This window comes from Cupriavidus sp. BIS7 (genome assembly GCF_000292345.1).
Lineage (GTDB): Bacteria > Pseudomonadota > Gammaproteobacteria > Burkholderiales > Burkholderiaceae > Cupriavidus.
Genome location: NZ_ALOU01000061.1, coordinates 79399 through 104523, shown reverse-complemented (window position 1 = coordinate 104523; position 25125 = coordinate 79399). Strand labels below are relative to the sequence as shown.

The window sequence follows — 25125 nt, the reverse complement described above, 5'->3', positions numbered from 1 at the left end:
GGTTGGGGCCCGCCGATGTACGTCTGGACATCACCTGAACATTTGGCTGGCGCGTTAGCGTGCGCGGTGCTGGTGAGTTGGCGGGACGGGCCGCCGATGCCATTCCTGCGCGATGTCCGGGAAGACGTCGCACTCGCCGCGAACGATGTTTTCGATCGTCGCGCAGACGCATTCGGTGCCGCGCGGCCCCACGCATACCAGGCTGTGGGGGTGCTCCGAATGGGGCGGAATGGCGTACACGTGCATGCCCTCGCGATAGAGGGGGTGCTTCGCAAGCCGCTCGTTCAGGATCTCGACGAAGCGGCCGGGGCTGACTGTCGGCTTGTCCATCGTTTGCAGGTCCCTGGATAAATCCCGGGGCCGTGTGGCCCCGGGGTGTGCGTTGGCACGCAGGCGATCAGTGGAGCGACTGCGTGCCGGTGATATCGGATGCTGCGCGCGGGGTGTCCAGCATGCTGTTGCCTGCGGCCCAGCAGGCCGCTTCCGCTTCCGCGTGCGAAGGGTAGTCAGAGGCTGCTTCGATCATGCTGTCGCAGTCGGCGCCGCCGCATTTTTCTTCGACCACGATGCGCCATGTAAAGCGCCCGGGCGGGTCTTCCAGCACATGCATCACGAGTGTGCGGCGGTGGTCGGTCAGGGACATCGGATGGGTGGTGGGCATGGTGGTTCCCCCTTTCAGCCGGGCGATGACAGAAATGGCAACCCGGCGAACTTTCAACATAGTCAGCGCCGCAGGGCATTGCCACCCCGAAATGATGCGGTGCGGCGTCAGCGGCCTTTCCACCTGTCATCGGGCCTGCTATCTTGTCTGGCTTCGGTCTTGCGGGTCGACTTTTCGGCCCTCCCGAACCCAAACCGACATGCCAGTTTCTCCGACTCTTATCGAACGGATTTCCACACTGCTCGCGCATTTCGACGCGACCATCCTGCCCGCCTGGACCGGCGCCGGGTGGAATCCTGCGATGCAACTGGCCCACGAGGCACTGGCCGGCGCCACCGGGCAGCCGCTGCCGGACAAGCGCTACCGGGCCATGGCCTGCGCGCGCCAGCTCTACGTCTTTGCCACCGCTGGCAACCTGGCCCATGCCGATACGCTGTTTGCATCGCTGCAACGCCACTTTGGCGACGGGGCGGGCGGCTGGATCTATAGCATCGACGCCAGCGGCGCGCCGCTTGACCGCACGCGGGATCTATATACCCATGCGTTTGTCGTTTTCGCCTGCGCGCATTACTACCGCGCGGGCGGCAGCGCTGCGGCGCTGGATGCACTGCAGCGGACGGTCAAGGTCATCGAGGAACGCTTTGCCGATGGCAGCGGGCTTTACCATGCCGCGCTGGCCGAGGATTTCGCACCAAATGGCAGCGGGGTGCTGCAGAACCCGGTCATGCATCTGACCGAGGCGTACCTGGCGGCGCTGGATGCCACTGGCGATACCTGGTTTGCAGACCGGCTGCGCGGGCTGGCGGATGCGGTTCACGCACGCTTTGTCGACCCGGCCGACGGTTGCGTGGCGGAACTGCCGCAGGGCACCTCCGGCAACCGGATCGAGCCGGGGCACCAGTTCGAGTGGTACTCGCTGGTGATGACGGCCCCGGCATTGTTCGCCGACACGCCACTGTCCGCCGCGCTGCGCCGCGCGTTTGATTTTGCGTGCCGCCACGGCGTGGCCGATGACACGCTCGGGGTTTGCGCAGCGCTGGACGGGAACGGGACGATGCAGGACGCCACCGAGCGAATCTGGGCGCAGACCGAATTTGCGCGCGCGCTGGTGGTCAAGGCGGCGGTGGACAACGACGCCATCGCGCTGGACCAGCTCGAAACCTGGATCGACCGCTTCAGTGCGCGTTTCCTGCATGCCGGCGGCTGGCATGAGTGCCTGGCTCCGGATGGCGCGGTCGTGCGCGCCGAAATGCCATCGACCACGCCCTATCACTTGCTGACGGCCTACCAGGCGCTGCGGACTCTTTTGCCCTGAGATCGGGAGATCCGGAGATCAATCGACCCGTGCCGCGCGCAGGTCGCTCTTGCGGATTAGTTGCAGGAGGGTTTCGGCAGGTTCGGTCAGCCGGCGCGCTGCCAGCGTGATGAATTCCACATCCGGCAGCGATGGCAGCGCATCGACATTGACGGGCGGCACCAGGCCGCCACCGGCCAGGTTTTGCGCCCGCACCGTGATGCCGAGCCCCCCGCGTGCCGCGGCAATGCATCCGGAATGGCTGCTGCTGGTGCAGACGATGCGCCAGCGCCAACCGGCCTCGGCCAGCGCGTCCAGCACCACCGAGCGCGTCACGCTTGGTTCGTTCACCAGGATCAACGGTAGCGGCTGCCGCACATCGACGACTGTGCCGGGGCGCGCCAGCCATTCAAGCCGCCCCCGGAACAGCGGCACGCCGCGCCGCTCCCCCTCGCGCCGCTTGCCGACGATCAGGTCCAGCGTGCCCGCCTCGAGCCATTCATAGAGCTTGCTCGTCATGCCGATCGTGATTTCGAGTTCCACGTCCGGATGGGTGGCGCGGAAGGCCGCCAGCACGTTTGGCAGCGGTCCCTGCGCAAGATCCTCCGATGTACCGAGCCGCACGCGGCCCTGCAGGCGTGGCCCGCTGAACTGCGATTCGGCACGCGCCAGCGATTCAAGAATCAGCCGCGCGTGAACGAGCAACGCCTCGCCGTCGGGCGTTAGTGAAAGCGAATGGGTGTCTCGTACAAAGAGCCGCCGGTTCACGCTCTTCTCAAGCCGGCGAATGTGGTCGCTGACCGACGACTGCGACAGGCCAAGCTGGCGCCCGGCGTCAGTAAAGCTGTGCGCCGTGGCCACCGTGGCGAAGGTCTGGATCCATACGGGATTTAGCATCGGCACATTGTCATCGGTAAATCCGATGACAGTCAACAAAGCCAGAGGGGTTCCCGATGAGGTGTGCGCTGGTTACCATGCCTCATCATCCCCGGGTTGCCCGGGGTGCATCGCCCCCCAAGAATTCCTTCATGCGTACCGCTTCCGCTCCCGCCTCAGGGCAGGCCTTTTCCGAGAAGGCCATGTTGTGGATTGTCTTCGCCGGCTTCTTCATGCAGACGCTGGACACCACGATCGTCAACACCGCGCTGCCGTCGATGGCACGCAGTCTGGGCGAGAAGCCGCTCGATCTGAAACCGGTGGTGGTGGCCTATACGCTGACGATGGCGATGCTGACGCCGGCTTCGGGATGGCTGGCGGACAAGTTCGGCACGCGGCGCGTGTATTTCAGCGCCATCCTGATTTTCGTGCTTGGCTCGGTATTCTGTGCCACCGCGCACACGCTGACCCAACTGGTGATCGCCCGCGTGCTGCAGGGCATCGGCGGGTCCATGCTGCTGCCAATCGGGCGGCTGGCCGTGCTACGCAATATTCCCGGCGAACAGTACATCGCCGCGCTGGCCTTCGTTTCCGTGGCGGGGCAGGTTGGGCCGATCTTCGGCCCTGTGCTTGGCGGCTGGCTGGTGCAGAGCGCGTCCTGGCACTGGATCTTCCTGATCAATGTACCGGTGGGGCTCGTCGGCCTGTTCGCGGTGCGCCGCTACCTGCCGGCAGGGGAGGCCGGCGTGGCGCCGCCGTTCGACTGGATTGGCTGCGGCCTGCTGTCGCTGTGCATGGTCACGTTCTCGCTGGCGCTGGAGCACGGTGCGGCCAGCGGCCTGAGTGCGGTGCTGGCGGCCGTGAGCGTGGCCAGCGCGCTGTGCTACATCCCGCATGCGCGCCGCCATCGCACGCCGCTGTTTCGCCTGACGCTGTTCCGGGAACCGAATTTCACCATCGGACTGATCGGCAATCTGGTCTGCCGCATCGGCTCGGGGGCCGTGCCGTTCCTGCTGCCGCTGCTGTTCCAGTTGCAACTCGGGTACTCGCCATTTCATTCGGGGCTGATGCTGCTGCCGGTGGCCATCTCGGGCACGATCTCCAAGCGCTGGATCGTGCCGCTGGTGAACCGCTTCGGCTATGACACGTTCCTGCTCGTCAATACGGTGATCGTCGGGGTATCGATTGCATCGTTCTCGGCGATGTCGCCGGGGTGGCCGCTCGGGTTGTCGATGCTGCAACTGGCAATCTTCGGGGCCGCCAATTCGATGCAGTTTGCCGCGATGAACAGCGTCACGCTGAAGGGGCTGTCGCGCGAGGATGCGGGCAGCGGCAACAGCCTGTTCTCGATGGTGCAGATGCTGGCGATTGGCCTGGGTGTGACCATCGGCGGCGGGCTGGTGAGCCTGTTCTCCGCAAAGCTCGGCGTGGCCGCGCCCGCCTATCGGCTGGCATTTTTGAGCGTCGGCGCGATCACGCTGCTTTCGGCGCTGGTGTTTCGGCGGCTGGACGCGGAGATCCTGAATCCGAAGCGGGCGGTGGTGGAGGTGCGGTAGGCGCCGACGGATTTATAAGGATCTGGCGGTCAGGATTTGCAAAGGGGCTGGCCATCTACAGGCGGCCACATGCCTTGCTGTTCAAGCTCCTGGTACCACGCATGCATGGCGCCATCGTGTGCCGAATACTCGCCGCGAGCGGATTTCCATACCAGTGCCGGCGTGCGGTCGCGCAGGTTCTCCAGCGCCGCCTGCACCTTTTGCGCGGATACGGTCAGGCCGGGGATTTGCTCGCGATAGAACGCCAGCGCCTCGGCGTCGTAAGGGCGAAACGCTCGCCCCAGCGCCAGCATGCGCCACAACACCGCACGTTCGAGCGGTTTCAAGCCGAGGAAGTCAGACCGCATCTGCGCGGCATCCTGATCGCGGCGTCGCCTGGCTGCCGCCAGTACCCGCTGTTCGAATCGCTCACCGTTTCCGGCTTCCAGCGGGTTCAGCGCCTCGCCAATCGCTGCATGGAAGAACTGCGGGCGATAGCCGAAGAGCTGAAAGGCTTCAAGCAGCACCAGATGATCGACGGGCCTTTGTTCCGCGCGCTGCTGCTCGATCAGCGCGACGACGTGATCGACATAGCTCTTTCCCAGCGTCGGCATCTGGTGGATGGTCGAGCCGAAGAACGCCGCGCCGTTTGCATTGACCAGCCGGAGCAGCTTGTCGCGATCCGAACCGGACATCACGAGCATGAGTGCCACATCGTCGGGCGTGTTCATCTGGTCACGCGCCGACTTCAGCGCGGCCATGGCCGCCTCGCCGGCCTCGCTGGTCAGTGCGTGCTGGGCTTCGTCGATGATCAGGGCCACCGGTTTGCCGGCGGCTGTGTGCAAGGCTTGCAGCGCTTGCGTCAGCGTGGCGCCGTCCGGCTTGCCAATACGCGAGGTGTCGATCTTTAGCGCCCCCGCGATGGTGATGCTCTGCAGACCTGCCTTGCGGGCCGTCTTCGCCACCACGCCAGCGTGCTCGACCAGCGCCAGGGATATGGCCTCGGCAATGTGATCGCCCGGATCGCGCCGCTGGTCGGACCAGAGGTCCACATAGATGACCAGCACACCGCGCTCCGCAAGAGCGGGACGGAGATCGTGCTGGAGGAACATCGATTTCCCGGTACGCCGCGGCGCCGCAAGGAAAAGCCCGTTGTGGGCGTCGCCGAAGACGGCCTGGCCCCGCAACTGGTCGGCCAGTTCGGTGGCAAGCCCTGGCCGGGCGAAGTAGCTCATCGTTTTATCCGGAATTATGCGAACTCGGATAATTTATGGAATCGAGGATAAAAGTCAATAATTGCCGGCGCACAACGATTAAAAGTGATGTATGCGTCCTATTCTGAGATCCCCGCCTCGCGCAGCAACCGATCGCACTCATCGAGCATGTCATGCGCGAATGCGGACTGATAGTTCGGGTCAAGCGCCTCCATCATTTCGTGGGCGGCATAGAGGCCTGCCTCGCGTGACAGGGTGTCGGCCAGTTGCCGGGCCAGCTGGTCGCTCAGGTCGGACAGCACGCGCCGTTCCGACAGCGCAAGCTGAAGCTTTGAGCGCGACAGCCAGTTGGCGGCCAGCGTGGCACCCTGGCCTTCGGTCATCCACTGTCCATGCTCATAGAACGCTGACAGCCGTTCGGCAGTCAGCGCGAACAGCAATGCCTTGCGGGTGTTGAAGTCGATGCGGGGCGGGGGAGCGGCGGGGATCATGCGCGAAGTACCGGAGGAAAGATGCGGCCGAATGGCAGGGGCGCCATATTAGCGCGAGTGTCGATCCGCGGCACTCAGGCGAAGGCGCGGGCGCTCATGCGAAGCGCTTCTCCAGCCATTGCCCGATATCCACGATTTCCTCGATGCAGACCGAATGCGGCATCCGGTAGGTCTGCCACGTGATGGGGTGGCCGGCGGCCGCAAGCCAGTCGCGGGCGCGCGTGCCGAGCGTCAGCGGCACGATATCGTCGTCCGTGCCGTGCGCCGCAAAGATCGGCGTGCTGGCATTGGCGGGCGCGGCTTCCGATGCGATCAGGTCGGTCGAAGGGATATATGTTGACAGCGCCACCACGCCAGCCAGGGTCTCCGGATGCGTCAGTGCCGTGGTGTACGCAATCGCACCGCCTTGCGAGAAGCCAGCCAGCACGATGCGATCGCACGGTACGCCACGCGCGTTCTCGCGTGCAATCAGTGCGCGGATTGCGTTGCACGATGCGATGATGCCCCGCTCGTCGGCGCGGCGCCCATCCTCGTCGAGCGACTGGATGTCATACCAGGCGGGCATGACGTAGCCCCCGTTGCACGTCACCGGCATTGCCGGGGCATGGGGGAAGATGAAGCGAATGCCCAGCTTGGCTGGCAAGCCCAGTTCAGGAACCACCGGAACGAAATCACTGCCGTCTGCCCCGAGCCCGTGCATCCAGATCACCGAGAACGCGGGATTGGGTGCGGTTTCAATCTCTATCGCAGGCAACAGTTCGCTCATGACCGGACCCGCGTGCAAGCGGGAAAAGCTTGGGAGGGCGGCCAGTATCGCACAGGCTCGATGGAGCCCGTGCGACGCATTGCGGGACTGGGGTCAGGCAGCAGATGGCACGATCGGCACCGTGGTCAGGCCCGGCACGGTGCGTGCAGGCATGAACGGCGCTTCCGTGCCGGTAGCGGTATGGGCGATTGCATGACGCCGGTCGGCCACACCTTCCACGCCGCTCGTTCCCACTTCTTCGAGGAAGGCGATCATGTTGCGGTAGTAGTCGACTTGCATCTGCGCTTCAAGCAGGCGACGTTCTGCCTGGAAAAGCGTCAGCCTCATGTCTTGCAGTTCCTTTTCGGCGATCTTTTCAGGCGTCGGCGGGCTGAACAAGTTTGCAAGCGAACGCATGGCAGTTACCTCCAGGGCTGTCTACGGCAGTTAAATCGGATTCGGATGTGCGCGCCATGCGGTCAAATATAGACGATACGGCGCAAGGTACACGATGGGTCACCATGGATGATGTGGGGTCCCCCACAAGAATGATTGCGGTACGCCGCACGCAGGAGTAGATTGTTCGCCCATTAGCCGGGTCGCAGCACAATGCGCGACCCGGCTTTGTCATTTTCGGCCTGTCAGCTTGCCATCAGCTTGCCCGATGGTGCCATTTGTGGCGGATGCTGCCGCTGCGCGCGCGTGCGGCGCTGGCGGCCGCGCAAACCGGCCGTCGGCAAAAAAACGACATCGCGTCTGCGGCGCGCAACAGTCGGAATTGCCCGCTTTTTGTGGGTGTGAACAGGGCGTGACGCACGCGTGACAGCTCCATGACGGACATGCTGCCGGAGTGCCGCGCACGTACCTTCGCACCCATCCGCACAGGCTTCGCGCATGTCTTCGTTCCGGTCTTTTTTATCCACTCTTTCGAGGGGTAAAGGCTCGCGCCCTGGTTTCCGTTAGTCCACCGATAGCCCCGGGGTCACGCGGAGCGAGAAAAACGAACGGAACGGAGGGAACATGGCTTGGGAAAACTTGAGTATGCGCACCCGGTTGGGCGCGGCGTTTGGCGTGGTTGTGCTGCTTGTGGCGGTCATGATGACGCTGGCGCTGGGCCAGATCGCCGATAGCGGTGTTCGCGGCTGGATCTACGGGCTGGGCGCTGCCGTGCTGGTCTTCAACGTGGTCTGCTGGTTCCGGCTGATTGGCGCGATAGAGGCGCCGCTCAGGGAGGCCGAATTCATCGCCGAGACGGTGGCCGCTGGCGATCTCAGCAAGGATTTTGAAACCGAGCGTGGCGGGGATTTCGGCCGCCTGCTGGGTGGGCTGGGCGAGATGGAAGACATGCTGACGGACCTGGTCACGCGCATCAAGTCCGCCAGCGACTCAATTTCCTCGGCTTCGCAACAGATTGCTGCAGGCAATACGGATCTGTCGCAGCGCACAGAGGAACAGGCGGCCACGCTGCAGGAAACGGCGTCGAGCGTGGGCGAGCTGACCGCGATGGTGAAGCAGAACACGGAACGTGCCCGCACGGCCAACGGGCTGGCTGCATCGGCGTCAGGCATTGCCGAGCGCGGCGGCGCGATTGTCGGCAATGTCGTGGAAACGATGCAGGCCATCAGCGCCAGTTCACGCAAGGTGACCGACATCATCGCCGTGATCGAGGGCATTGCGTTCCAGACCAACATCCTGGCGCTGAACGCCGCCGTGGAAGCTGCACGGGCCGGCGAGCAGGGCCGCGGATTCGCTGTAGTGGCTGGTGAGGTGCGCACGCTGGCGCAGCGCAGCGCGGCGGCCGCCAAGGAGATCAACGTGTTGATCAGCGACTCGGCGCAGCAGGTGGATAGCGGATCGGCGCTGGTTGGCCAGGCCGGCCAGACCATGGAGGAGATCGTCCAGGCGGTACGCCGCGTGACCCAGATCCTCGGCGAGATTGCCGCGGCGTCGGAGCACCAGAGCGACGGTATCGAGCAGGTGAACGTGGCCGTCACGCAGATGGATGATGTGACGCAGCAGAATGCCGCGCTCGTCGAGCAGGCGGCCGCGGCGTCGTCGGCGCTGGCCGATCAGGCGCAGGAACTGCAGAAGGTAGTGGGCGAATTCAAGCTCTGAACACTCAGAGCTTGCCGCTTTTCAAATAGGCGATCACTGGCGTCCAGAAGCGGTTCATATAGGGCGCTTCGATCGCCGCGTTGTGCGGCAGGTCCTCGAATACTTCCAGGCGCCTGGGGCCATGCGCCGCGCGGGCCATGCATTCGGCATCGTGAAACGGGATGGTCTCGTCCTGCCGGCTGTGCAGCAGCAGGATCGGCAGGGTCAGCTTGCGGATGCGCCGGATGTTGTTCCACGGGTCGGGCAGCATCCAGGCCATCCAGCGGGGCACCTTGCCCGTTACTACCGCGGCCGAGCGTGCCGACCGGAACCCCGCGCCGATGACCATGCCATCCGGCACGGGGAGCAGATCGTTCACAACGTCCAGCAACACGCCGCTGCCCAGCGAATAGGCCATGACATAGTGCCGCGCCGCATTCGGCGTTGCAGCCCGAAACTGGTTGTAGGCCGCCAGCGCATCCTGATGCAGGTGACGGACGGTCGGCCGTCCGGTGCTGGCGCCATAGCCGCTGTAGTCGAACACGAAGGAGGAGATGCCTGCGTGGTGCAGCAGCGCCTGCACCGGCGCCCAGTCGGCCAGGCTTTCCTCGTCGCCGTGAAATACGGACAGGGCAGGCGCGGCGGGGTCCTCGGCTGCGACGAATGATCCACGCAGCAAGCGGTCGCCGCTGGCAAACGCAAACTGGCGCGAGGTGACGCCCAGATCGTCCGGCTTCAATGTGCCGGCCGGGCCTGGCACAAAAGCGTCGCGTTCCATCGCGTAGAACAGCATGAGCCGCCCGACCCCGGCCAGCACGGCTACCCCGGCCAGCCCGGCAGCACCGACGAGCCAGCGCCGGGCGGGGTTCTGGGCGGGAGGCGCTAAGGGAGACGGCATCGGTGGAGTACTCGCGGGCTGCGGGGGTGCCACAACCCTAACACCTGCCATGCCTTCCGGAAAAGTGTCTCGCAGCAGCCGGGCGAGCTTCCAGGCTAACTTTCTCCATGGAAATCAATCGTTTATCTACGAAATTGATGATTTCAATCGGGGCGATAGAAAAGTTTTTGCGCTCCACCACAAAATCGTTCTTGCTTATCTATCTATAGGTAGATAGTATTCACGCCATGGACCGACGCACTGCAGCAGCAAACCAGCCAGCACAGTGACCGATCCACGCAATACCCAGAAGTTTTTCAGTACCGGAAGCGGTTCTTTTTTTAGGTCACCAAATCTATCTGGTAGTAGATAGTGACTTGAGCAAGAAAAAGGAAGATCCGCAGTTTCGCAGCACAGAGTTAGGCCCCGCGATTCACCACCTGAACCGAGTTGCCAGGGCCCACGCAAAGGAGAGCATCATGAACGCCAAGACCATCCTGACCGCCGCCGCCCTTGCCGCCGCTTTCGTGACGGGCGCTGCTCAAGCCGCCACTCCTCATGGCGAAATCTACGGTTATTCGTACCGCGTGAACGACCAGCGCAGCGCTTTCGTCGATGGCGCTCGCCAAGGCAAGTTTGACTCGTACAGCGAAGGCGCGCGCATCAGCAACCGCGACGCTTACACGGACGGCGCGCGTATCAGCAACCGTGACGGTCTGACCGCTAGCATCAGCAACCGCGATGGTTATACCGATGGCGCGCGTGTCAGCAACCGTGACGGTCTGACGGCCAGCATCAGCAATCGTGATGGTTACACGGACGGCGCGCATATCAGCAATCGCGACGGCCTGACGGCCAGCATCAGCAACCGCGATGGTCTGGTCGAACGCACTGCCGACCCGTACCTGGACGGTGCCCGCTTCGTGGCGGGACTGGATCGCGCTGGCGTATCCGCCAGCCCGGCTCGCACGGCTGATCCGTACCTGGACGGTGCCCGGACGACCGACGTCTACACCGACGGCGCACTGGCCTGATACAGCACCAATCGCCATAACCAGGCGATTGTTCCCCAACCGGCGCCCCACGAGGGCGCCGGCCTGTTTTCCCGGACGCGCACTAATATGAAGACGACCATGCAAGATGCCCGGATCCTGGGCGGCCGGCTGGCGGTTTGCGTTGCCGGTGGGCCTTCCGTCACCCTCGTGGTGCGGGCGCCAGGCTGATGAGGCTGCTTGTTGACTCCGGGAAAATCCCGGTTGAGTATCTATCTTCGCGTAGATAAACTGCCGACCATGAAAACGCAACCTGTCCGCGAGCAACTGCTCGAACATACGCTGATCCTGATCCGCAAACGCGGGTGCAATGGCTTCAGCTATCGCGACCTGGCCGAGCTGGTGGGGGTCAAGACCTCCAGCATTCACTACTATTTCCCGTCGAAGGACGACCTGATCCTGGAAGCGGTCAAGGAGTACAGCCGGCGGATCACCGAGCGGCTGGGCGGGATCAGTCCCGATCTCCCGGTGCTGGACCAGGCCAGGCAGTACCTGGACCCGCTGCGCCAGACGTGCGGCTCCGACCAGATCTGCTTGGCGGGCATGTTGGCCACGGAGATCCTGAGCCTGCCCGAGTCGGTCCACAAGGCGCTCAAGGACTTCTATCACATCAACGAGGCATGGCTGACCAAGCTGCTCGAACGTGGCCAGAAGGAACGCGACACCCCGTATCCGGTGCCGCCCGCGATGCTCGCGCAAGTCATTTATGGTGCGCTGCAGAACGGCCTGATCGCCGCGCGGCTGTTTGGCACGCAGGAACGCCTGGAATCCGCGGCCGAGACGCTGCTTGGCGCGCTGTGCAACAAGCGCGCGGCGGCATTGCTCGAAGCGCACGCCTGAGCGAAGCGCACAGCTGAGGCAAGCACATCCAGTCACCGCCGGTGGGCATCAGCCACCCGGCGGTTTTTTTTCGCCCTGCGCGAATGCGGCAACCGTGTCGCACAGCCATGGCGCGTCGTCATGCGGCAGGTCATGCCCGGCCCACGGGTGCCGGATATGGCTGACGTTCGGCGCACGCCACGCGGCCGCAAGGTGCAGGGAGCAGGCCGGATTGACGAGCCGATCGGCATCGGACGAAACGATCAGCGTAGGGCACGTCGGGGCGATCGTCCTGGCGCGGAAGCGGGCGGCGGCCAGCAATTGCCGCCATGCCGCCTTGCGCGTGACCGGGGCGCTTTGTGCGATGGCAACCCAGGCGGCCAGATCGGCTTCACGGGTGTCAAGCCGCTCGCAGGTCAGCCGGTGCACGGTCCGTTCGCAGCGCACGCGGTCGTCCCAGTGCTGGGCCATGCCGAGCAGCGCCACCCAGTTCAGCGGCAGAAGGCGTTCGGGAACGGTGCTGAATGGCCGCATGCTCGTATTGATCAGCACCAGTTCCGCCACGTCGGCGGGCCACGCCTGCGCCCAATGCGTGGCCACCATGGCGCCGAGCGACATGGCCAGTACCCGCCAAGGACCGGGTGCCCCGGACGCATGTGCCGTGGCGCGTACGGCTTCCATCATGCCGTGGACCGTGGCAGGCACGGCCACGTGGCGCGCCACGCCGTTGCCGGGCAGGTCGATCAGCAATGGCTGACCGAGCCCGCGTGAAGCCCACAGTTCGGGCAGCGTGCCCCAATGGCGCGATTCGCGCGTCAGGCCGCGCAGGAAGATCCACGTGCTCATGGCCCGGGCTGTCCGTGCTGCCAGTGGGCGCGCGCCTGTGCGAGCAGATGGTCGCGCTGCATGCCGTGCGGCAGCCATCGCTCCGGCGCCACGGCCACCCGGCCGAGAAAGTCGAACAGGCTTACGTGCCTGCGCAGTACGCGCGCGGTGCGGTGCGCCTTGATCGGATTGAAAATGCCCGCGCGCGAGAAGATCTGCCGGGGATTCTTCTTGATCCACAGCCACGACCCAAGCTCGAGCGTCATCGGCAGGAACAGGTTCTGCGGCGGCGTGCGGTCATAGGCGTAATCCCACAGATCGCCATGCAGCAGATACTGGTGGCTCTGCGGCTCGAACGCGTAGCCGTGATGCGGATGGGCCTGCTCGAACATCGTCTTGAGCAGGTACATTTCGGGGAAATGGGCCATCGGCGTGTGCGTGCGCGCGTACGGGAACCAGATGCTGTCGCGCCAGCCGTAGCCCGAGTGACAGTCGACGGCAAAGCTCAACGGGCGTGGCAGCAGCTCCGTTTCCACCACGCGCAGCATCGCACGGCTTTCCACTTCCATCGGCGCACCTGCACGGCCCCGATACCACGGCAGCCAGGCTCCGATGCGCTGGCCGCCGGCCAGGAACGGCACCGCGTCGTCAGCATCCTGCGGCGCGTTGCGCATCAGGTCCACGCCGTTCGGGTTGGCGCGCGTCACCGCATACATCCCCCCCGGATTGACGATGGGCATGAATACCAGCCGCACTGCCTGCAACTGGCGGTGAAGCAGCTCGTCCCAGCTCAGCCGGCACAGCAGCGAGCGCATGTAGTCGAGCACCAGTTGCGTGCCAATGCGTTCCAGGCCGTGAATGCCGCCAAAGATGCCGATGGCCGGTGCGTCGGGCGATTCGGTGCCCAGGCTGGCCACATGCACCGCGAACGAATGACCGTGTACATCCACCTTGCAGGCCACCGTGGGCCGGAACCACGGCTCGCCGATTTCCAGTAGCGCGAGAAGCTGGTCGTACTCGGGAAAGCTGGGGCGGCCCGGATCGGTCATCGGTGGGGGCGTTGGTGGGGGCGTTGGTGGGCGGCGGGCGCTTTGAGAAGAGGGGGCTCAGTTCAATATAGGCGCTGGCGGCGGCATCTCGCAACGGCGCGAGGCCGCTGTGCCCGGTGGCACCAGGCAGTCGAGCAACGCGCCGAGCAGCCGTGTTTTGCGCCGGCTGTTCAGGCAGTACAGGTATTCGTGGATGACCGGCGCCTGGCTTGCGAATCGCACCACGGTGAGTGCCGGATCTCGCGGGACCTCTCCCTCCGGCATGACACTTGCGCCGAGGTTATGACGGATCGCCTCGCAGATGGCCTCGCGGCTGCCGATTACCGTATGCGCCGGCAATTCCACGCCGGCGGCATGCAGCGCGCCTTCGGTGGCCTCCCGGGTCATCGATCCCTGCTCGCGCACTAGCAGGTGGCAGGTTGCCAGCTCGGACACTTCCACGCGCGGCCGGCGCGCTAACGGGTGCGCGGGATGCACCACCAGCACCATTGGATCCGCCGCGAGCATGATGCGGTGCAGGCGGTCATCGTCCACCGCGTGCGATGACACGGCGGCGTCGATGCGGTACTCGAACAGTGCATCGAGCATCTGCCTGGAATTGCCGATCTGGATGCTGACGCCAAGCGCGGGATAGCGCTGCCGGAACGCAGCCACGCTGCGCAGGATGTAATAGGGGCCCGTGGCGCCGATGCGCAGATTGCCAAAGCGGAGATTTCCGGCATTGCGCAGCAGGAAGTCAGCATTGCTCTCCTGTTGCAGGATCTGCTCGGCCACCGGCATCAGCGCAACGCCGGTATCGCTGAGGTCCACACGGCTCGCACGCCGATGAAACAACTCCACGCCATAGAGCTCCTCTAGCTGGCGGATGCGGCCGGTGACCGTGGGCTGGCTGACGCGCAACTGACGCGCCGCAGTGGTGATGCTGCCTTGCCGCGCCACTTCGTAGAAGGTCATCAGCAGTTCGCCAAGCATGAGACTCCGATCGGGACATGAGACAACCGCCGAGATTAAGGCGGAAATGTGACAGCGTGACGAATCCATGCGCGCGGTCAATCCGCTTCAAGGGAGGGCTGGCAATAATGCCGCCTCACGGTGCGAGGGAAGTCCATGACAGTACCGACGCAGAGGGGATTCCTCATTCAGGAGTCAATAAGATGTACAGGAGGCTTTATTGCGCTGCCGCGATCGCTGCCGCGCTGACGGTGTCTTCAGGCTGTTCGGACAGCGTTGCCGTACCGGCTACCTATGACAGCGCGCTGGATGCCGCTTCCAGGGGGCAGCAGACCGCGACGCTTTCCACGCTGGAGGCACTCGTCAATATTGAGTCTGGGTCCGGCGATGCGGTAGGCATGCCGCAGATGAGCGACTACCTCGCGCAGCAACTCGCCAGCCTTGGCGCCACGGTGACGCGCCACAAGCCCGAAGACGGCGGGGCGGGCGACAACATCGTCGGCAGGTTCGAAGGAACGGGCAACCGCAGCATCCTGCTGATGGCGCATATGGATACCGTCTATCCGCGCGGGTTCCTGGCCAGGGCACCGTTCCGTATCGACGGCAACCGCGCCTATGGGCCTGGCATTGCCGACGACAAGGGCGGCATCGCTGTCATTCTCAATGCGTTGTCGATCCTCCGGGCACAAGATTTCAACGGCTACGGCACGCTGACCGTCCTCTTCAATACCGATGAGGAGGTGGGGTCGTTTGGCTCGCGCACGCTGATCCAGTCGCTGGCGGCCCAGCACGACTACGTGTTGTCCCACGAGCCCGCTGCCGATGTGGCGGAAAGCTTCGGCCTGGCGACGTCCGGCATCGCGCACGCAGAGGTTACGGTCACGGGCCGCGCGTCGCACGCCGGGGTGGCGCCCGAACTTGGCGTGAATGCGCTGACCGAAGCCGCCGACCTGATCCTGCGCACGCAGGACATCGACAACAAGGATCGCGAGATCCGCTTCAACTGGACGCTGGCGTCGGCCGGTTCGGCCTCGAACGCCATCCCGGACACGGCCAAGCTGACCGCCGATATGCGATACGGCCGCAACGAGGATCTCGAGGCGATGATTGCGATGCTCACGGAGCGCGCCCAGCAAAAGCGATTGTCCGCAGCAGAGGTCTCGGTGGACGTGCTCCGCGGCCGGCCAGCCTTCAACGCCTCCACGGCGGGCCAGGCGCTGGCGGCTAAGGCGCAGGCGATCTACCGGGAAGTGGGCGGCAGCGCTGCCGTTGTGGCCGAGCGCTCGGGCGGCGGTACCGATGCAGCCTATGCGGCGATGTCGGGCAAGCCCGTCCTTGAAAACATGGGGCTGCCGGGCTTCGGCTATCACACGAATGCCGACGAGTACATCGTGATCGATACCATCCCGCGTCGCCTGTACCTGGCCACGCGCCTGATCATGGACCTGAGCAGGGACCGCTAAGCAGCAGCCTCCCGGACTCAACGTGCCGACCCGGCTGCACCACTGCAGCCGGGTCGGTATTTTGCAGTCTCTCAGGCGCCCATCGCCGGATCGGACGTCGTGTGCGTACCGTTCTCCAGCCGGCCCGCGAACCGGCGCGTGAAGCCGCCCTGCTGGGTGGTGACCGTGAAGTCGTACCAGTTGCCTTGCGAGCCCACGGGCCAGTGCTGGTCAAGTTCCTTGCCGGCTGGTAGCTCGAAGGTCCAGGGGCCATCGTTGCGGTAGGCGTTGGGCTTGACCGTGAACGTGCACGTGGATGTGCCACGGTTGATCAGCGTGAGCCAGACATCGGCGTTGGCTTCGTCATAGCAGACCCGGATTTCCGGCGCCGCGCCGCCGCCAGCCGCCTTCTGCGCGCTGACATCGCCGCCGAACGCGCGATGGTAGCCGTTCGGGCCGAGCACCCAGAGGTCATAGCGGCCATTGTCGCGGCTGACATCGAGCCTGGCGTCATAGGACTTGCCCGCCTCGATCGCAAAGCGGCGCGGCACGTCGCCAAGGTGCAGGCGATCGTAGACGTGGAACACCGCAGCCTGGGCACCGTCATTCTTGAAGCGCAGCCACATCGTGTTCGTGGCCGGGTCCTCCAGCCCGCTGACATGCAGCGTGTACGGCAGTGCGCGCGACGGGCGCGTACCCTTCTGTTGCACCGGCATCGACTGCGCGGCCACGCTCGGCGCGGGAATCTGCGCGCGGGCGTCCTGCGCGGCTCGCAGGCTGTCGGCATCGGTCTTCTGCAGCGGTGAGAACGCCAGCGACGTATTGCCGTTCGGATTGACGAAGTCGAACGCCGATGTCAGGTCGCCCATGATCGCCCGCCGATACGTGCTGATATTGGTCTCCGCCACGCCGAAGCGGGCCTCCAGGAAGCGCAGCACGGAGGTGTGGTCGAATACCTGCGAGTTGACCCAGCCGCCGCGGCTCCACGGGGAGACCACGTACATCGGCACGCGCGGTCCTGGGCCGAACGGGGTCTTGTCGACGCTGTAGTACTCGGCGGAGGCGTCCATCGTCGTGAAGCCAACCGGGTTGCCTCCGGCGTCCAGCGCCGGTGCGCACGGCGGCGGCATGTGGTCGAAGAAACCGTCGTTCTCGTCGAAGTTGATCAGCAGGACCGTGCGGCTCCAGATGGCGGGGTTGGCCGTCAGGACATCCAGAAGCTGCTGCGTGTACCACGCGCCCTGCACGGGGCTGGACGGCCCCGGGTGCTCCGAGTAGGTGGCCGGTGCAACGATCCACGACACCTGCGGCAGCGTTCCCGCCGCGATGTCATCGCGCAGCGCCTGCAGGAAGCCGCCGTCCGGCATCGTGTTGGCGATGCCTTTGAACAGCGGGTTCACCGAGTCATTGGCGGGCGCATACGGCGGATAGGGCGAGCCGTTGGCGGCGTTGCCAAGCGCGGCATTCGCGGCGCGATATTGCTGGAAGCCGGCCAGTGGATTGTCGGTGAAGTTGTCCGGCATGTTCTGGTAGACCTTCCAGGTCACGCCAGCAGCCTGAAGGCGTTCCGGGTAGGTGGTCCACGTGTAGTTGACACCCGTGGCGTCGAGAGAATCGCCACTGTTGTCGATCACCGGGCCGCCGTGCGCGGCCAGCGGGTCGTTGGTGCCGGTCCACTGGAACAGCCGGTTGGTATTGGTGCCGCCGTGGAAACTGCAGTGATAGGCGTCGCACATCGTGAACGCATTGGCCAGCGCGTACTGGAAACCCAGTTCCTGCTGGGTGTAGTAGCCCATCGACTGGGTCTTCTTCGAGGTTGGCCACGCGCTCATGCGGCCGAGATCCCATGCCGCCTGGCCATCGGGCTGGCTGTGGGGCGTGCCGCTCACGCGCTGCGCGTTGCCGGCCGACTGGTCCAGGTGATACGGCAACACGATGCGGTTGGTGTTGCCGTTGGCATAGGTCTGCTGGAAGACATTGCGGCCGCCCGCCAGCGGAATCGGGAAGCGGTCGCTGAAGCCGCGCACACCGTTCATGGTGCCGAAGTAATGGTCGAACGAGCGGTTTTCCTGCGTCAGGATCACCACGTATTCGACGTCGCGGATCGACTTCGTGGCGTTGTTGGCCGGAATTGCCAGTGCGCGGCGGATGGCCGGCGGGAAGGCGGCTAGCGCGGCGGTGGCGGCGGCGCTGCCGCCGGCTACCTTGAGAAAGTTGCGTCGGCTGCTGGAGGTCATGTCTGTTCTGCCCTGGTCAAGCGTGTTGTTGGAGTTGGTGTTGCGCAGGCGCTCAGGGCGCGCATTTCATCAGCGGCTTGGTTGCTTCGGGCGAATTGGTGGCGGGTGGTGGACTGCTGTTGCTGCTGCTGTCATTGCTGTCGCCGCCGCAGGCGGCAAGCGTCGCACATAGCAGCAGGGCTGCCAGAGCGCCAAGCGGGCGGACTCGGGCAACGGTGCGGATTGCGTCGATCATGGTCGATGTCTCGTGCGGGGATGGCCGGCCGCGGCTTCATCGTCGCGGCGCGTCGCGTGACTCGCGATGCGCTTTGCAGCGTAAGCAGACAGGTTGTCTCCGCAGTGACATCGGACCCAAGATTTCCGATGACGGTATCGATCTTTTTCAGGCTCCGGTGACGCATGGTCATCCCGGACGACCGGCTGGTCAGATTCTGGTGCTGCATCGCACCAATTCGTGTGCTAAGGTTTTAGACACTTCCCTCGAATCCGCACGCAGCACTGCCGCAGCCGTGTATCGTGCGCACTCCCGGTAAGTCGCGCCAGTCCTGGCCTGCAGGGTTGTGGCGCAATGCGGGGCGTGTTTGGCGCCATTTTTGTTGCGGACGCAACATGCCGTGACCTTGCTTGTGATCAGGGCTTCCCGCCTCCAGTCTTGAGTGTGAGTACGGCGCTTGCAGGAGCAGCATCATGGACAACCAATCTGACTATGTCTGGCATTACACGGTAGGTACGCCACTGGCCGCCATTGCGCGCTCAGGGCGTCTTGTGCCGGCCGCCGCACTTTTGTCGGAACCGCGCCTGGGCGAGCAGGAGATCCTGTGGTTTTCGCGCAATCAGCAATGGGACCCCTCGGCCAGCAAGGACGAAGGCCTGAGTCAGGCGCGCCACACGTTATCGCGCTCGGCCTTGCATACCCGTTTCGGGCTGTACCGTTTCGGGCTGCCCGTTCACGACGCGCGCCTGCTGGCGTGGCCGACGGTCACGCGGGTGGCCGATATCGATGTGCCCGAGGCCATGACGATGGTGGCCAGCGGCTTGCGTTGCGGGGCCGCGCCAACCGACTGGCTTGGCACGTTGATGCCGATTCCGCTGGCCGATCTGCGCTTCGAAGCATGGAGCGGCGCCAGGTGGGAGTCAGCCGACCTGCATGAACTCGCCGCCCAGCTTGTGTGAGCGGTGGCCCCCTGAGACCTCCAGACCTTTGAAACCTGCGTGCCGGCGGTAAGCGGGGCAACTAATCAGCGGCTCAGCCCGCGTGCGCTGATCGGCCACACGCTTCCCACCACGCCTTTCCGGATGCCGACGATCTCGTCATAGAGATTCAGCGTCGGGTCGCAATGTCCTGGCACCAGCATCATGCGGCTGCCCAGCGGCGGCAATGCCTGACGCGCATCCGCCTGACGCGGCTTGACGATGCCATGCTCGTCGTTGGCCGACACATAGTCGAGCGCGGCTGACGGCGCGCCATCGGCCCAGATCCATGGCAGGCCGGAATCCACGGCCATCGACTTCAACCCGGCATCCACGATCACGCGGTCACCTGCGGCCACGCTCATGACAGCTGTGGCGATAAACAGGCTGTGCTCGAAGCGCAGCGAACCCGTGTAGGCATTGCTTCCGTAATCGGCATCCATGAATACATAGGAGCCCGGCTGGATCTCGGTGTAGACGCCGCTGGTAAGGTCGAACTCGACGCTGCCGCTGCCGCCTCCGGTCACGACATCGCAGCGTACGCCGGCCGCTTCCAGCCGCGCGATGACGTTGCCGGTGCGGTCGGCCGCGCGTGCCGCACCATCGCGCCGCTCTGCCCACCCGCGCAGGTGCTGGATGCTGCCGTGATAGGCCTGCAGGCCGCGCAGTGTCAGCCCCGGATGCTTCGCGATGGCGTCCACCAGTTTCAACGCCGCAGCCGCGTCGGGCACCCCGCAGCGGCCCTGGCCAACGTCGATCTCGACGAACACATCGAGCGTAGTACCGGCGGCCGATAGCGCGGCGGCCAGCGCGTCAATCTGCGCGACATCGTCCACGCACACGCTCATCCGCGCGTGCCTGGCCAGTTCGGCGAGCAGCGCTGCCTTGGCCGGACCTGCGATCTCATTGCTGATATGGATGTCGCGAATGCCCGCGCGCACGAACGGCACGGCCTCGCTGACTTTCTGGCAGCAGATGCCCACGGCGCCGCGTGCGATCTGTGCCAGCGAGACATCGGGGCATTTGTGGGCCTTGGCGTGCGGCCGCAGCTTGACCCCGGCGGCGTCGGCCGCGGCCTGCATGCGGTCCACGTTGCGCGCGAATGCATCGAGATCGACGACGAGAGATGGGGTGTCTATGGCATCCGCGGGCAGGCCTGGGCGCGCGGCAGGGGGCAGATCGAACGTGATGGACATGGCGGAGTGGCGGGTGACTGACCGTCAGGAAATCGATGCGGCCGGTATGGGAGCAGCGGTGCGACAGCGTATCACGGCGAGAGGCATCGCTAGAGGGATGTGGATCTAACGCCTCTTGCAAGGTTCTAATTTGATCTGACGCAAACGTGTGACTCCAAAGATCTCAAGCTTCAAGCTCGGGCGTCGTTAAGGCTGGCTTGCACCCTTGAAACTCAAGCCACATGAACAACCTGAGCATCCGCCACGGCCTGCTGGCCACCCTGGTGATTTTCGGACTGATGATCGTCTTTGGCGCTGGCCTGGGCGTGAGCCAGCTTCATGCCGCCAGCGACTCCGCAGAAAACATCCATCTGGTCTCGGCGCGTGCGCTGCTGCTCAATGACGCCTACAAGGACATGACCCGCGCCCGCTCGGCACTGACGCGCGCGTACAGTTCGGCCAAGGCAGGCGGCGGTGTGAATGCCGATGCGATCAAGAGCGCGGAAGGCTCCATCCGCAAGTCGGTCGATGAACTCGACCGCTTTGCTAACGCAGCAGTGCTGGCCGGGCAGGATGCCTCCACGCGCGAGGACGTTGCAAGCGCGGGCCATGCCCACATCGAGGCGGTGCAGCGTGGGCTTGAAGCCCTGCGCAAGGATGATGCCGACGGCTATGCAGCGATCAACGACAAGGACATCACGTCAACCGGTGCCGCTTACTCGGCTGGCGTCGAGCGCTTCCAGGCGTTTGCCACGCAGCGCAACGAATCGGCGATGGTGGAAAACCGCACCCGCTTCAATCGCGTGCTGATCCTGGTGTGCGTTGGCCTGGCGGCGTCGGTGCTGCTCATTACCGTCGTTCACCTGGCGCTGCGCAAGCTGGTGGTGACGCCGCTGCATCAGGCCTGCGACCTGATCATGCGTGTGGCAGACGGCGACCTGACCATCAAGGTCCCGGAGGCCGGCCGCAATGAAATCGGCCAGTTGCTGCGCGCGCTGTCGCGCATGCAGGCCGGGCTGACGCAGACCGTGGCAAAGGTGCGTGCGGGCTCCGATGCCGTGACGATCGGTGCGCGCGAAATCGCCGCGGGCAACACCGACCTGTCGTCGCGTACGGAAGAACAGTCGTCCGCGCTCGAACAGACCGCGGCCAGCATGGAGCAACTGACCTCGACGGTCGCGAACAACGCGGAAAGCGCCACGCGCGCGAGCGACCTGGCACGCAATGCGGCCGATCTGGCGTCGCGCGGCGGCGAAGTGGTGCGCGGCGTGGTGCAGACGATGAGCGAGATCAATGCGAGTTCGCAGAAGATCGTCGACATCATCGGCGTGATCGACGGCATCGCCTTCCAGACCAATATCCTGGCGCTGAACGCTGCCGTGGAAGCGGCGCGCGCCGGCGAGCAGGGCCGTGGCTTTGCCGTGGTGGCGGGCGAGGTCCGTGCGCTGGCTCAGCGCAGTGCGGGTGCGGCCAAGGAGATCAAGTCGCTGATCGATTCGTCGGTCGACAAGGTGGGCGCCGGCAGCGCCCAGGTGGAGCAGGCGGGCAGCACGATCGAGGATATCGTGGTGGCCGTGCAGCGCCTGGCCGATACGGTCAGCGAAATCTCGGCCGCGTCGATCGAGCAATCCTCGGGCATCACGCAGGTCAGCGAGGCGGTCTCCCAGATGGAGCAGGTGAACCAGCAGAACGCAGCGCTGGTCGAGCAGGCCGCCGCCGCCGCCGATTCGCTTGAATCGCAGGCCGGCCACCTTGCCGCCGCAGTCACGACGTTCAAGCTGGCGGCCTGATCACGCGTTGGGGTGGGGCGCCTCAGGCGACCCGCCTCAGGTGACTAACCTCAGGTGGCGAGCTGTTCCTCGACGAACGTCAGGCGATCGTTGCCCCAGAACAGTTCGCCATCGACGATAAAGCTTGGCGCGCCGAAGATGCCGCGCGCCACGGCTTCTTCGGTCACGCGCTTGAGTTCCGCCTTGACCTCGGGGTCGTCCAGCATCGCCAGCGCCTCGCGCGGGTCGAATCCAGCGGCCACCAGCACCTTGCCGATCTCGTTCGGATCGTTGAGGTCTTTCCCGTTCTCCCACATCGCGCTGAAGATGATGTCGACGTAGCGATGGAACTCGGCTTCGCCCTTGCGCTGGTAGCCGATGGCACCACGCATCAGTGCCAGCGTGTTGACCGGAAAGAACGGGTTATACCGGAATGGGGCGTCATAGCGCCGAGCCCATCGCGCAATATCCCCGTTCGACCATTTGCTCTTGGCGGGAATCTCCGCCGGGCTATGGTTGCCCGTTGCCTTGAACACGCCGCCCAGCAGCATCGGCCGCCAGACGATGGTGGCCCCGGTGCGTGCCGCGATGCGCGGCAGTTCCTTGTACGCGAGGTACGAGTACGGGCTGCCGAAGTCAAAGAAAAACTCCACCTGCTTGCTCATTGCGTGTCTCCTGTTGTTCGGGGTGGGGCCGTTGAGCGTGCATGGCTCAAGTAACTTGCATTGTGACAGCAACATGCGGGTAGCACGCAAGCCCGGATTTCATCTTGACTTTATGTCGTACGATATATATCTTACGATGCATCGTAAGACTTATCGGAGTGCAATCATGAGGGACTGCTTCGGTTATAGGGGCCATTGGGGCCAGATGGGGCAAGGTCATTCGCGCGGTCATCGCCACGAAGGCTTGCGCGTGCTGATCTATTCGATGGGGCGCGGTGGCAGCTTCTGGTCCCGCGGCGGCGGTGGTGACTGGGATGGCTCGGACGGTTTCGATGGCGAAAGCCTGCGCCGCGGCCGCAAGTTCAGCGCCGAAGACCTGCAGCTTCTGCTGCTCTCGCTGCTCGAAGAAAAGCCTTCGCACGGCTACGAGCTGATCAAGGCGCTGGAGGCGCGCACCGGCGGGTTCTACAAGCCGAGCCCCGGCGTGGTTTATCCGGCACTTACTTTTCTGGAAGACCTCGGTTACGCGACGGTCGACACCGAAGGCAACAAGAAGCGCTACCAGCTTGCAGAGCCAGGACGGGCCTACCTCGACGAGAATCGCGAACGGCTTGAACAGATGGTGGCTCGCCTGCAGCACGTGGCCCGCAAGATGGACTGGATGCGCCGCGCCATGCGTGGCGAACCGCAGCGCGAGCCCGAGCAGGGCGGATGGGCGCCCGAGTTCGTGGAGGCGCGCATGCGGCTCAAGCAGGCGCTGGCCCAGCGCAGCGGCGCATCGCCCGACGAGCAGCGCCGGATTGCGGCCATCCTGAACCGCGCCGCGGATGACATCGAGTCGGGAGGCAAGCCTGCATGACTGAAGCCCCAAACCTGACCGTCGAGCGCGTGCGCCATCCGCTCAGGATGCGCCTGCTCCAGGTGCTGCGCACACGCAAGGTATCGCCACAGTTGCTGCGCGTGACGCTGGCCGGTGAAGATCTTGCCGACTTCGTCTCCGCCTCCTTTGACGATCACATCAAGGTGTTCTTCCCGCCTGCCGGCGCCGAGAAACCGGTGCTGCCTCTAGTGGGGGCAGACGGCATCAGCTTTCCCGAGGGCCAGCCGCGTCCGCAGGCGCGCGACTACACGCCGCGCCGCCACGATGCCGTGGCTGGCGAGCTTGATATCGAGTTCGTGCTGCATGGCGACGGTCCCGCTTCCACGTGGGCCGCGCAGGCGCGTCCGGGGCAGTATCTGGGCGTTGGCGGCCCGCGCGGATCGTTCGTGATTCCGCACGGATTCGACTGGCATCTGCTGATTGGCGACGATACTGCACTGCCGGCGATCGCGCGGCGCATCGAGGAACTCGGCCCTGATGCCCGCGTGATCGTGGTGGCGGAAGTGTCCGACGCTTCGGCGCAAATTCCGCTGGCCACCGGCCCGCATGCGGAGGTGCACTGGGTCCATCGCGAAGGCAGGCCCGAGGGCAGCCAGATTGCGCCGACGTTGCGCTGGCTGAGCCTGCCGCAAGGCGAGGGTTATGTCTGGGCTGCCGGCGAGGCCGCGGCCATGCGCGACGTGCGCCAGCACCTGGTGGGCGAGCGCGGCATCGACCGCGCGCGCATTCGTGCATCGGCCTACTGGAAGCGCGGCAACGCGGCGGTGCACGAGACGATCGACGACTAGTCTGAGCGCGGCACCTGAAATTTTTCGGATCGGGCTCCCGGGCGGTGGAGGCAGGGCTACACTAGTTTGCAAACCAACCGACACGGGACCTGCCATGTTGCGCCTTCGCCTGTCGCCGTTGTTTGTCTTTGCCGCGACTACTGCCATTGCCATGACTGCCTGTGCGCCGGACTCCGTGCGCAACTACGAGGCCCATGGCCTCAACAAGTATCTCGACAAGGTCCAGGACGCGTGCGGCGATACGCGGCTTGGCAATCGCAACCTTGGCGAATGGTTGCGTAGCGGCAGCGGGGACAGCGACAGCGATTACGTCTACTGGCTCGACCAGACTTCCAGGCTCTACTACAGCCGTATCACGGTGCCCCAGTATCGCGATGCCATTGCCGGCGCAATGGGCGGCGTCAAGCCTAACGCCGAAGCCCTCGATTGCATCGTGCGCAACCTTCCTCCCGATCGTCCGACAAAGCCGCCCGGCGGCCTGTTCCAGTAGCGCTG

The 25125-nt window shown here is 64.8% G+C and carries 26 protein-coding genes; 11 read left to right on the top strand and 15 right to left on the bottom strand.

All coding sequences use genetic code 11. The features are described from left to right. Window positions 1-54 precede the first annotated feature (54 nt). A complete protein-coding gene (locus B552_RS0120750) occupies window positions 55-330 on the bottom strand; it encodes a hypothetical protein (protein WP_019450982.1) in 276 nt (91 codons plus the stop codon). Between the two features lie 67 nt (window positions 331-397). Continuing rightward, the gene (locus tag B552_RS0120745; protein WP_019450981.1) at window positions 398-661 is read right to left on the bottom strand and encodes a hypothetical protein; all 264 of its coding nucleotides are present in this window, start codon (window positions 659-661) and stop codon (window positions 398-400) included. A gap of 199 nt (window positions 662-860) precedes the next feature. Here B552_RS0120745 and B552_RS0120740 point away from each other — a divergent pair, with 199 nt between their 5' ends. Beyond that, window positions 861-1976, top strand: coding sequence for an AGE family epimerase/isomerase (locus B552_RS0120740; RefSeq protein ID WP_051003598.1), 1116 nt, complete (start codon window positions 861-863; stop codon window positions 1974-1976). 18 nt (window positions 1977-1994) lie between these two features. Here the strand turns inward: B552_RS0120740 and B552_RS0120735 are convergent, their stop codons facing one another. Beyond that, window positions 1995-2852: a LysR family transcriptional regulator gene (locus tag B552_RS0120735; protein ID WP_026035881.1), complete on the bottom strand. Its 858-nt coding sequence runs from the start codon at window positions 2850-2852 to the stop codon at window positions 1995-1997. A 131-nt stretch (window positions 2853-2983) separates the two neighbouring features. On the opposite strand from B552_RS0120735, the gene mdtD reads away from it, so the two are divergent. Next, window positions 2984-4387: a multidrug transporter subunit MdtD gene (gene mdtD / locus B552_RS0120730; RefSeq protein ID WP_026035880.1), complete on the top strand. Its 1404-nt coding sequence runs from the start codon at window positions 2984-2986 to the stop codon at window positions 4385-4387. 29 nt (window positions 4388-4416) lie between these two features. Here mdtD and B552_RS0120725 read toward each other — a convergent pair whose 3' ends face one another. The 4 genes from B552_RS0120725 to B552_RS0120710 all read right to left on the bottom strand — a co-directional run bounded on the left by B552_RS0120725 (window position 4417) and on the right by B552_RS0120710 (window position 7233). After that, window positions 4417-5601: an AAA family ATPase gene (locus B552_RS0120725; protein ID WP_019450977.1), complete on the bottom strand. Its 1185-nt coding sequence runs from the start codon at window positions 5599-5601 to the stop codon at window positions 4417-4419. A gap of 98 nt (window positions 5602-5699) precedes the next feature. Continuing rightward, the gene (locus B552_RS0120720; RefSeq protein WP_019450976.1) at window positions 5700-6071 is read right to left on the bottom strand and encodes a hypothetical protein; all 372 of its coding nucleotides are present in this window, start codon (window positions 6069-6071) and stop codon (window positions 5700-5702) included. Between the two features lie 94 nt (window positions 6072-6165). Further along, window positions 6166-6837 (bottom strand): alpha/beta hydrolase, encoded by a 672-nt coding sequence (locus tag B552_RS0120715; RefSeq protein ID WP_019450975.1) that lies wholly within the window; start codon window positions 6835-6837, stop codon window positions 6166-6168. A 93-nt stretch (window positions 6838-6930) separates the two neighbouring features. Then, the gene (locus tag B552_RS0120710) at window positions 6931-7233 is read right to left on the bottom strand and encodes a hypothetical protein (RefSeq protein WP_019450974.1); all 303 of its coding nucleotides are present in this window, start codon (window positions 7231-7233) and stop codon (window positions 6931-6933) included. A 624-nt stretch (window positions 7234-7857) separates the two neighbouring features. On the opposite strand from B552_RS0120710, the gene B552_RS0120705 reads away from it, so the two are divergent. After that, window positions 7858-8931: a methyl-accepting chemotaxis protein gene (locus B552_RS0120705; RefSeq protein WP_019450973.1), complete on the top strand. Its 1074-nt coding sequence runs from the start codon at window positions 7858-7860 to the stop codon at window positions 8929-8931. A 4-nt stretch (window positions 8932-8935) separates the two neighbouring features. Here the strand turns inward: B552_RS0120705 and B552_RS0120700 are convergent, their stop codons facing one another. Further along, complete coding sequence (locus B552_RS0120700; RefSeq protein WP_026035879.1) at window positions 8936-9808, bottom strand: alpha/beta hydrolase; 873 nt, start codon at window positions 9806-9808, stop codon at window positions 8936-8938. Window positions 9809-10266: 458 nt separating this feature from the next. Here B552_RS0120700 and B552_RS0120695 point away from each other — a divergent pair, with 458 nt between their 5' ends. Further along, window positions 10267-10821, top strand: a complete 555-nt coding sequence (locus B552_RS0120695) for a hypothetical protein (RefSeq protein ID WP_019450971.1) — start codon at window positions 10267-10269, stop codon at window positions 10819-10821. A 258-nt stretch (window positions 10822-11079) separates the two neighbouring features. Further along, entirely contained in the window at window positions 11080-11679 is a 600-nt protein-coding gene (locus tag B552_RS0120690; protein WP_019450970.1) for a TetR/AcrR family transcriptional regulator, read from the top strand. Window positions 11680-11727: 48 nt separating this feature from the next. On the opposite strand, the gene B552_RS0120685 is transcribed toward B552_RS0120690, so the two are convergent. Genes B552_RS0120685 through B552_RS0120675 form a run of 3 tightly spaced genes read right to left on the bottom strand, consistent with a single transcriptional unit; the run spans window position 11728 to window position 14504 of the window. Next, window positions 11728-12504: an alpha/beta hydrolase gene (locus B552_RS0120685; protein ID WP_019450969.1), complete on the bottom strand. Its 777-nt coding sequence runs from the start codon at window positions 12502-12504 to the stop codon at window positions 11728-11730. Further along, the gene (locus B552_RS0120680) at window positions 12501-13532 is read right to left on the bottom strand and encodes a M14 family zinc carboxypeptidase (protein ID WP_019450968.1); all 1032 of its coding nucleotides are present in this window, start codon (window positions 13530-13532) and stop codon (window positions 12501-12503) included. The genes B552_RS0120685 and B552_RS0120680 overlap by 4 nt, the downstream gene beginning before the upstream one ends. A 57-nt stretch (window positions 13533-13589) precedes the next feature. Further along, window positions 13590-14504: a LysR substrate-binding domain-containing protein gene (locus B552_RS0120675; RefSeq protein ID WP_019450967.1), complete on the bottom strand. Its 915-nt coding sequence runs from the start codon at window positions 14502-14504 to the stop codon at window positions 13590-13592. Window positions 14505-14686: 182 nt separating this feature from the next. On the opposite strand from B552_RS0120675, the gene B552_RS0120670 reads away from it, so the two are divergent. Further along, on the top strand, window positions 14687-15946 hold the full coding sequence (locus B552_RS0120670; RefSeq protein ID WP_019450966.1) for a glutamate carboxypeptidase: 1260 nt from the start codon (window positions 14687-14689) through the stop codon (window positions 15944-15946). 71 nt (window positions 15947-16017) lie between these two features. On the opposite strand, the gene B552_RS0120665 is transcribed toward B552_RS0120670, so the two are convergent. Together B552_RS0120665 and B552_RS0120660 are read right to left on the bottom strand one after the other, a co-directional pair. Beyond that, window positions 16018-18162, bottom strand: coding sequence for a phospholipase C, phosphocholine-specific (locus B552_RS0120665; RefSeq protein ID WP_019450965.1), 2145 nt, complete (start codon window positions 18160-18162; stop codon window positions 16018-16020). Between the two features lie 52 nt (window positions 18163-18214). Further along, on the bottom strand, window positions 18215-18397 hold the full coding sequence (locus B552_RS0120660) for a hypothetical protein (RefSeq protein ID WP_019450964.1): 183 nt from the start codon (window positions 18395-18397) through the stop codon (window positions 18215-18217). A gap of 452 nt (window positions 18398-18849) precedes the next feature. Here B552_RS0120660 and B552_RS0120655 point away from each other — a divergent pair, with 452 nt between their 5' ends. Further along, window positions 18850-19335 carry a hypothetical protein gene (locus B552_RS0120655; protein ID WP_019450963.1) on the top strand — a complete coding sequence of 162 codons (486 nt, stop codon included), beginning with the start codon at window positions 18850-18852 and terminating at the stop codon, window positions 19333-19335. A 65-nt stretch (window positions 19336-19400) separates the two neighbouring features. Here the strand turns inward: B552_RS0120655 and B552_RS0120650 are convergent, their stop codons facing one another. Beyond that, window positions 19401-20549 (bottom strand): DSD1 family PLP-dependent enzyme, encoded by a 1149-nt coding sequence (locus B552_RS0120650; protein ID WP_019450962.1) that lies wholly within the window; start codon window positions 20547-20549, stop codon window positions 19401-19403. A 221-nt stretch (window positions 20550-20770) separates the two neighbouring features. On the opposite strand from B552_RS0120650, the gene B552_RS0120645 reads away from it, so the two are divergent. Then, window positions 20771-22318, top strand: a complete 1548-nt coding sequence (locus B552_RS0120645; RefSeq protein WP_019450960.1) for a methyl-accepting chemotaxis protein — start codon at window positions 20771-20773, stop codon at window positions 22316-22318. Between the two features lie 50 nt (window positions 22319-22368). Here B552_RS0120645 and B552_RS0120640 read toward each other — a convergent pair whose 3' ends face one another. After that, window positions 22369-22962: a 2-hydroxychromene-2-carboxylate isomerase gene (locus tag B552_RS0120640; protein ID WP_019450959.1), complete on the bottom strand. Its 594-nt coding sequence runs from the start codon at window positions 22960-22962 to the stop codon at window positions 22369-22371. A gap of 166 nt (window positions 22963-23128) precedes the next feature. Here B552_RS0120640 and B552_RS0120635 point away from each other — a divergent pair, with 166 nt between their 5' ends. From B552_RS0120635 to B552_RS0120625, 3 genes are all read left to right on the top strand, one after another. After that, on the top strand, window positions 23129-23821 hold the full coding sequence (locus B552_RS0120635; RefSeq protein ID WP_026035878.1) for a helix-turn-helix transcriptional regulator: 693 nt from the start codon (window positions 23129-23131) through the stop codon (window positions 23819-23821). Further along, on the top strand, window positions 23818-24630 hold the full coding sequence (locus tag B552_RS0120630; RefSeq protein WP_019450957.1) for a siderophore-interacting protein: 813 nt from the start codon (window positions 23818-23820) through the stop codon (window positions 24628-24630). The genes B552_RS0120635 and B552_RS0120630 overlap by 4 nt, the downstream gene beginning before the upstream one ends. A 94-nt stretch (window positions 24631-24724) precedes the next feature. Continuing rightward, window positions 24725-25120 carry a hypothetical protein gene (locus B552_RS0120625; RefSeq protein ID WP_019450956.1) on the top strand — a complete coding sequence of 132 codons (396 nt, stop codon included), beginning with the start codon at window positions 24725-24727 and terminating at the stop codon, window positions 25118-25120. The last annotated feature ends 5 nt before the right edge of the window (window positions 25121-25125 follow it).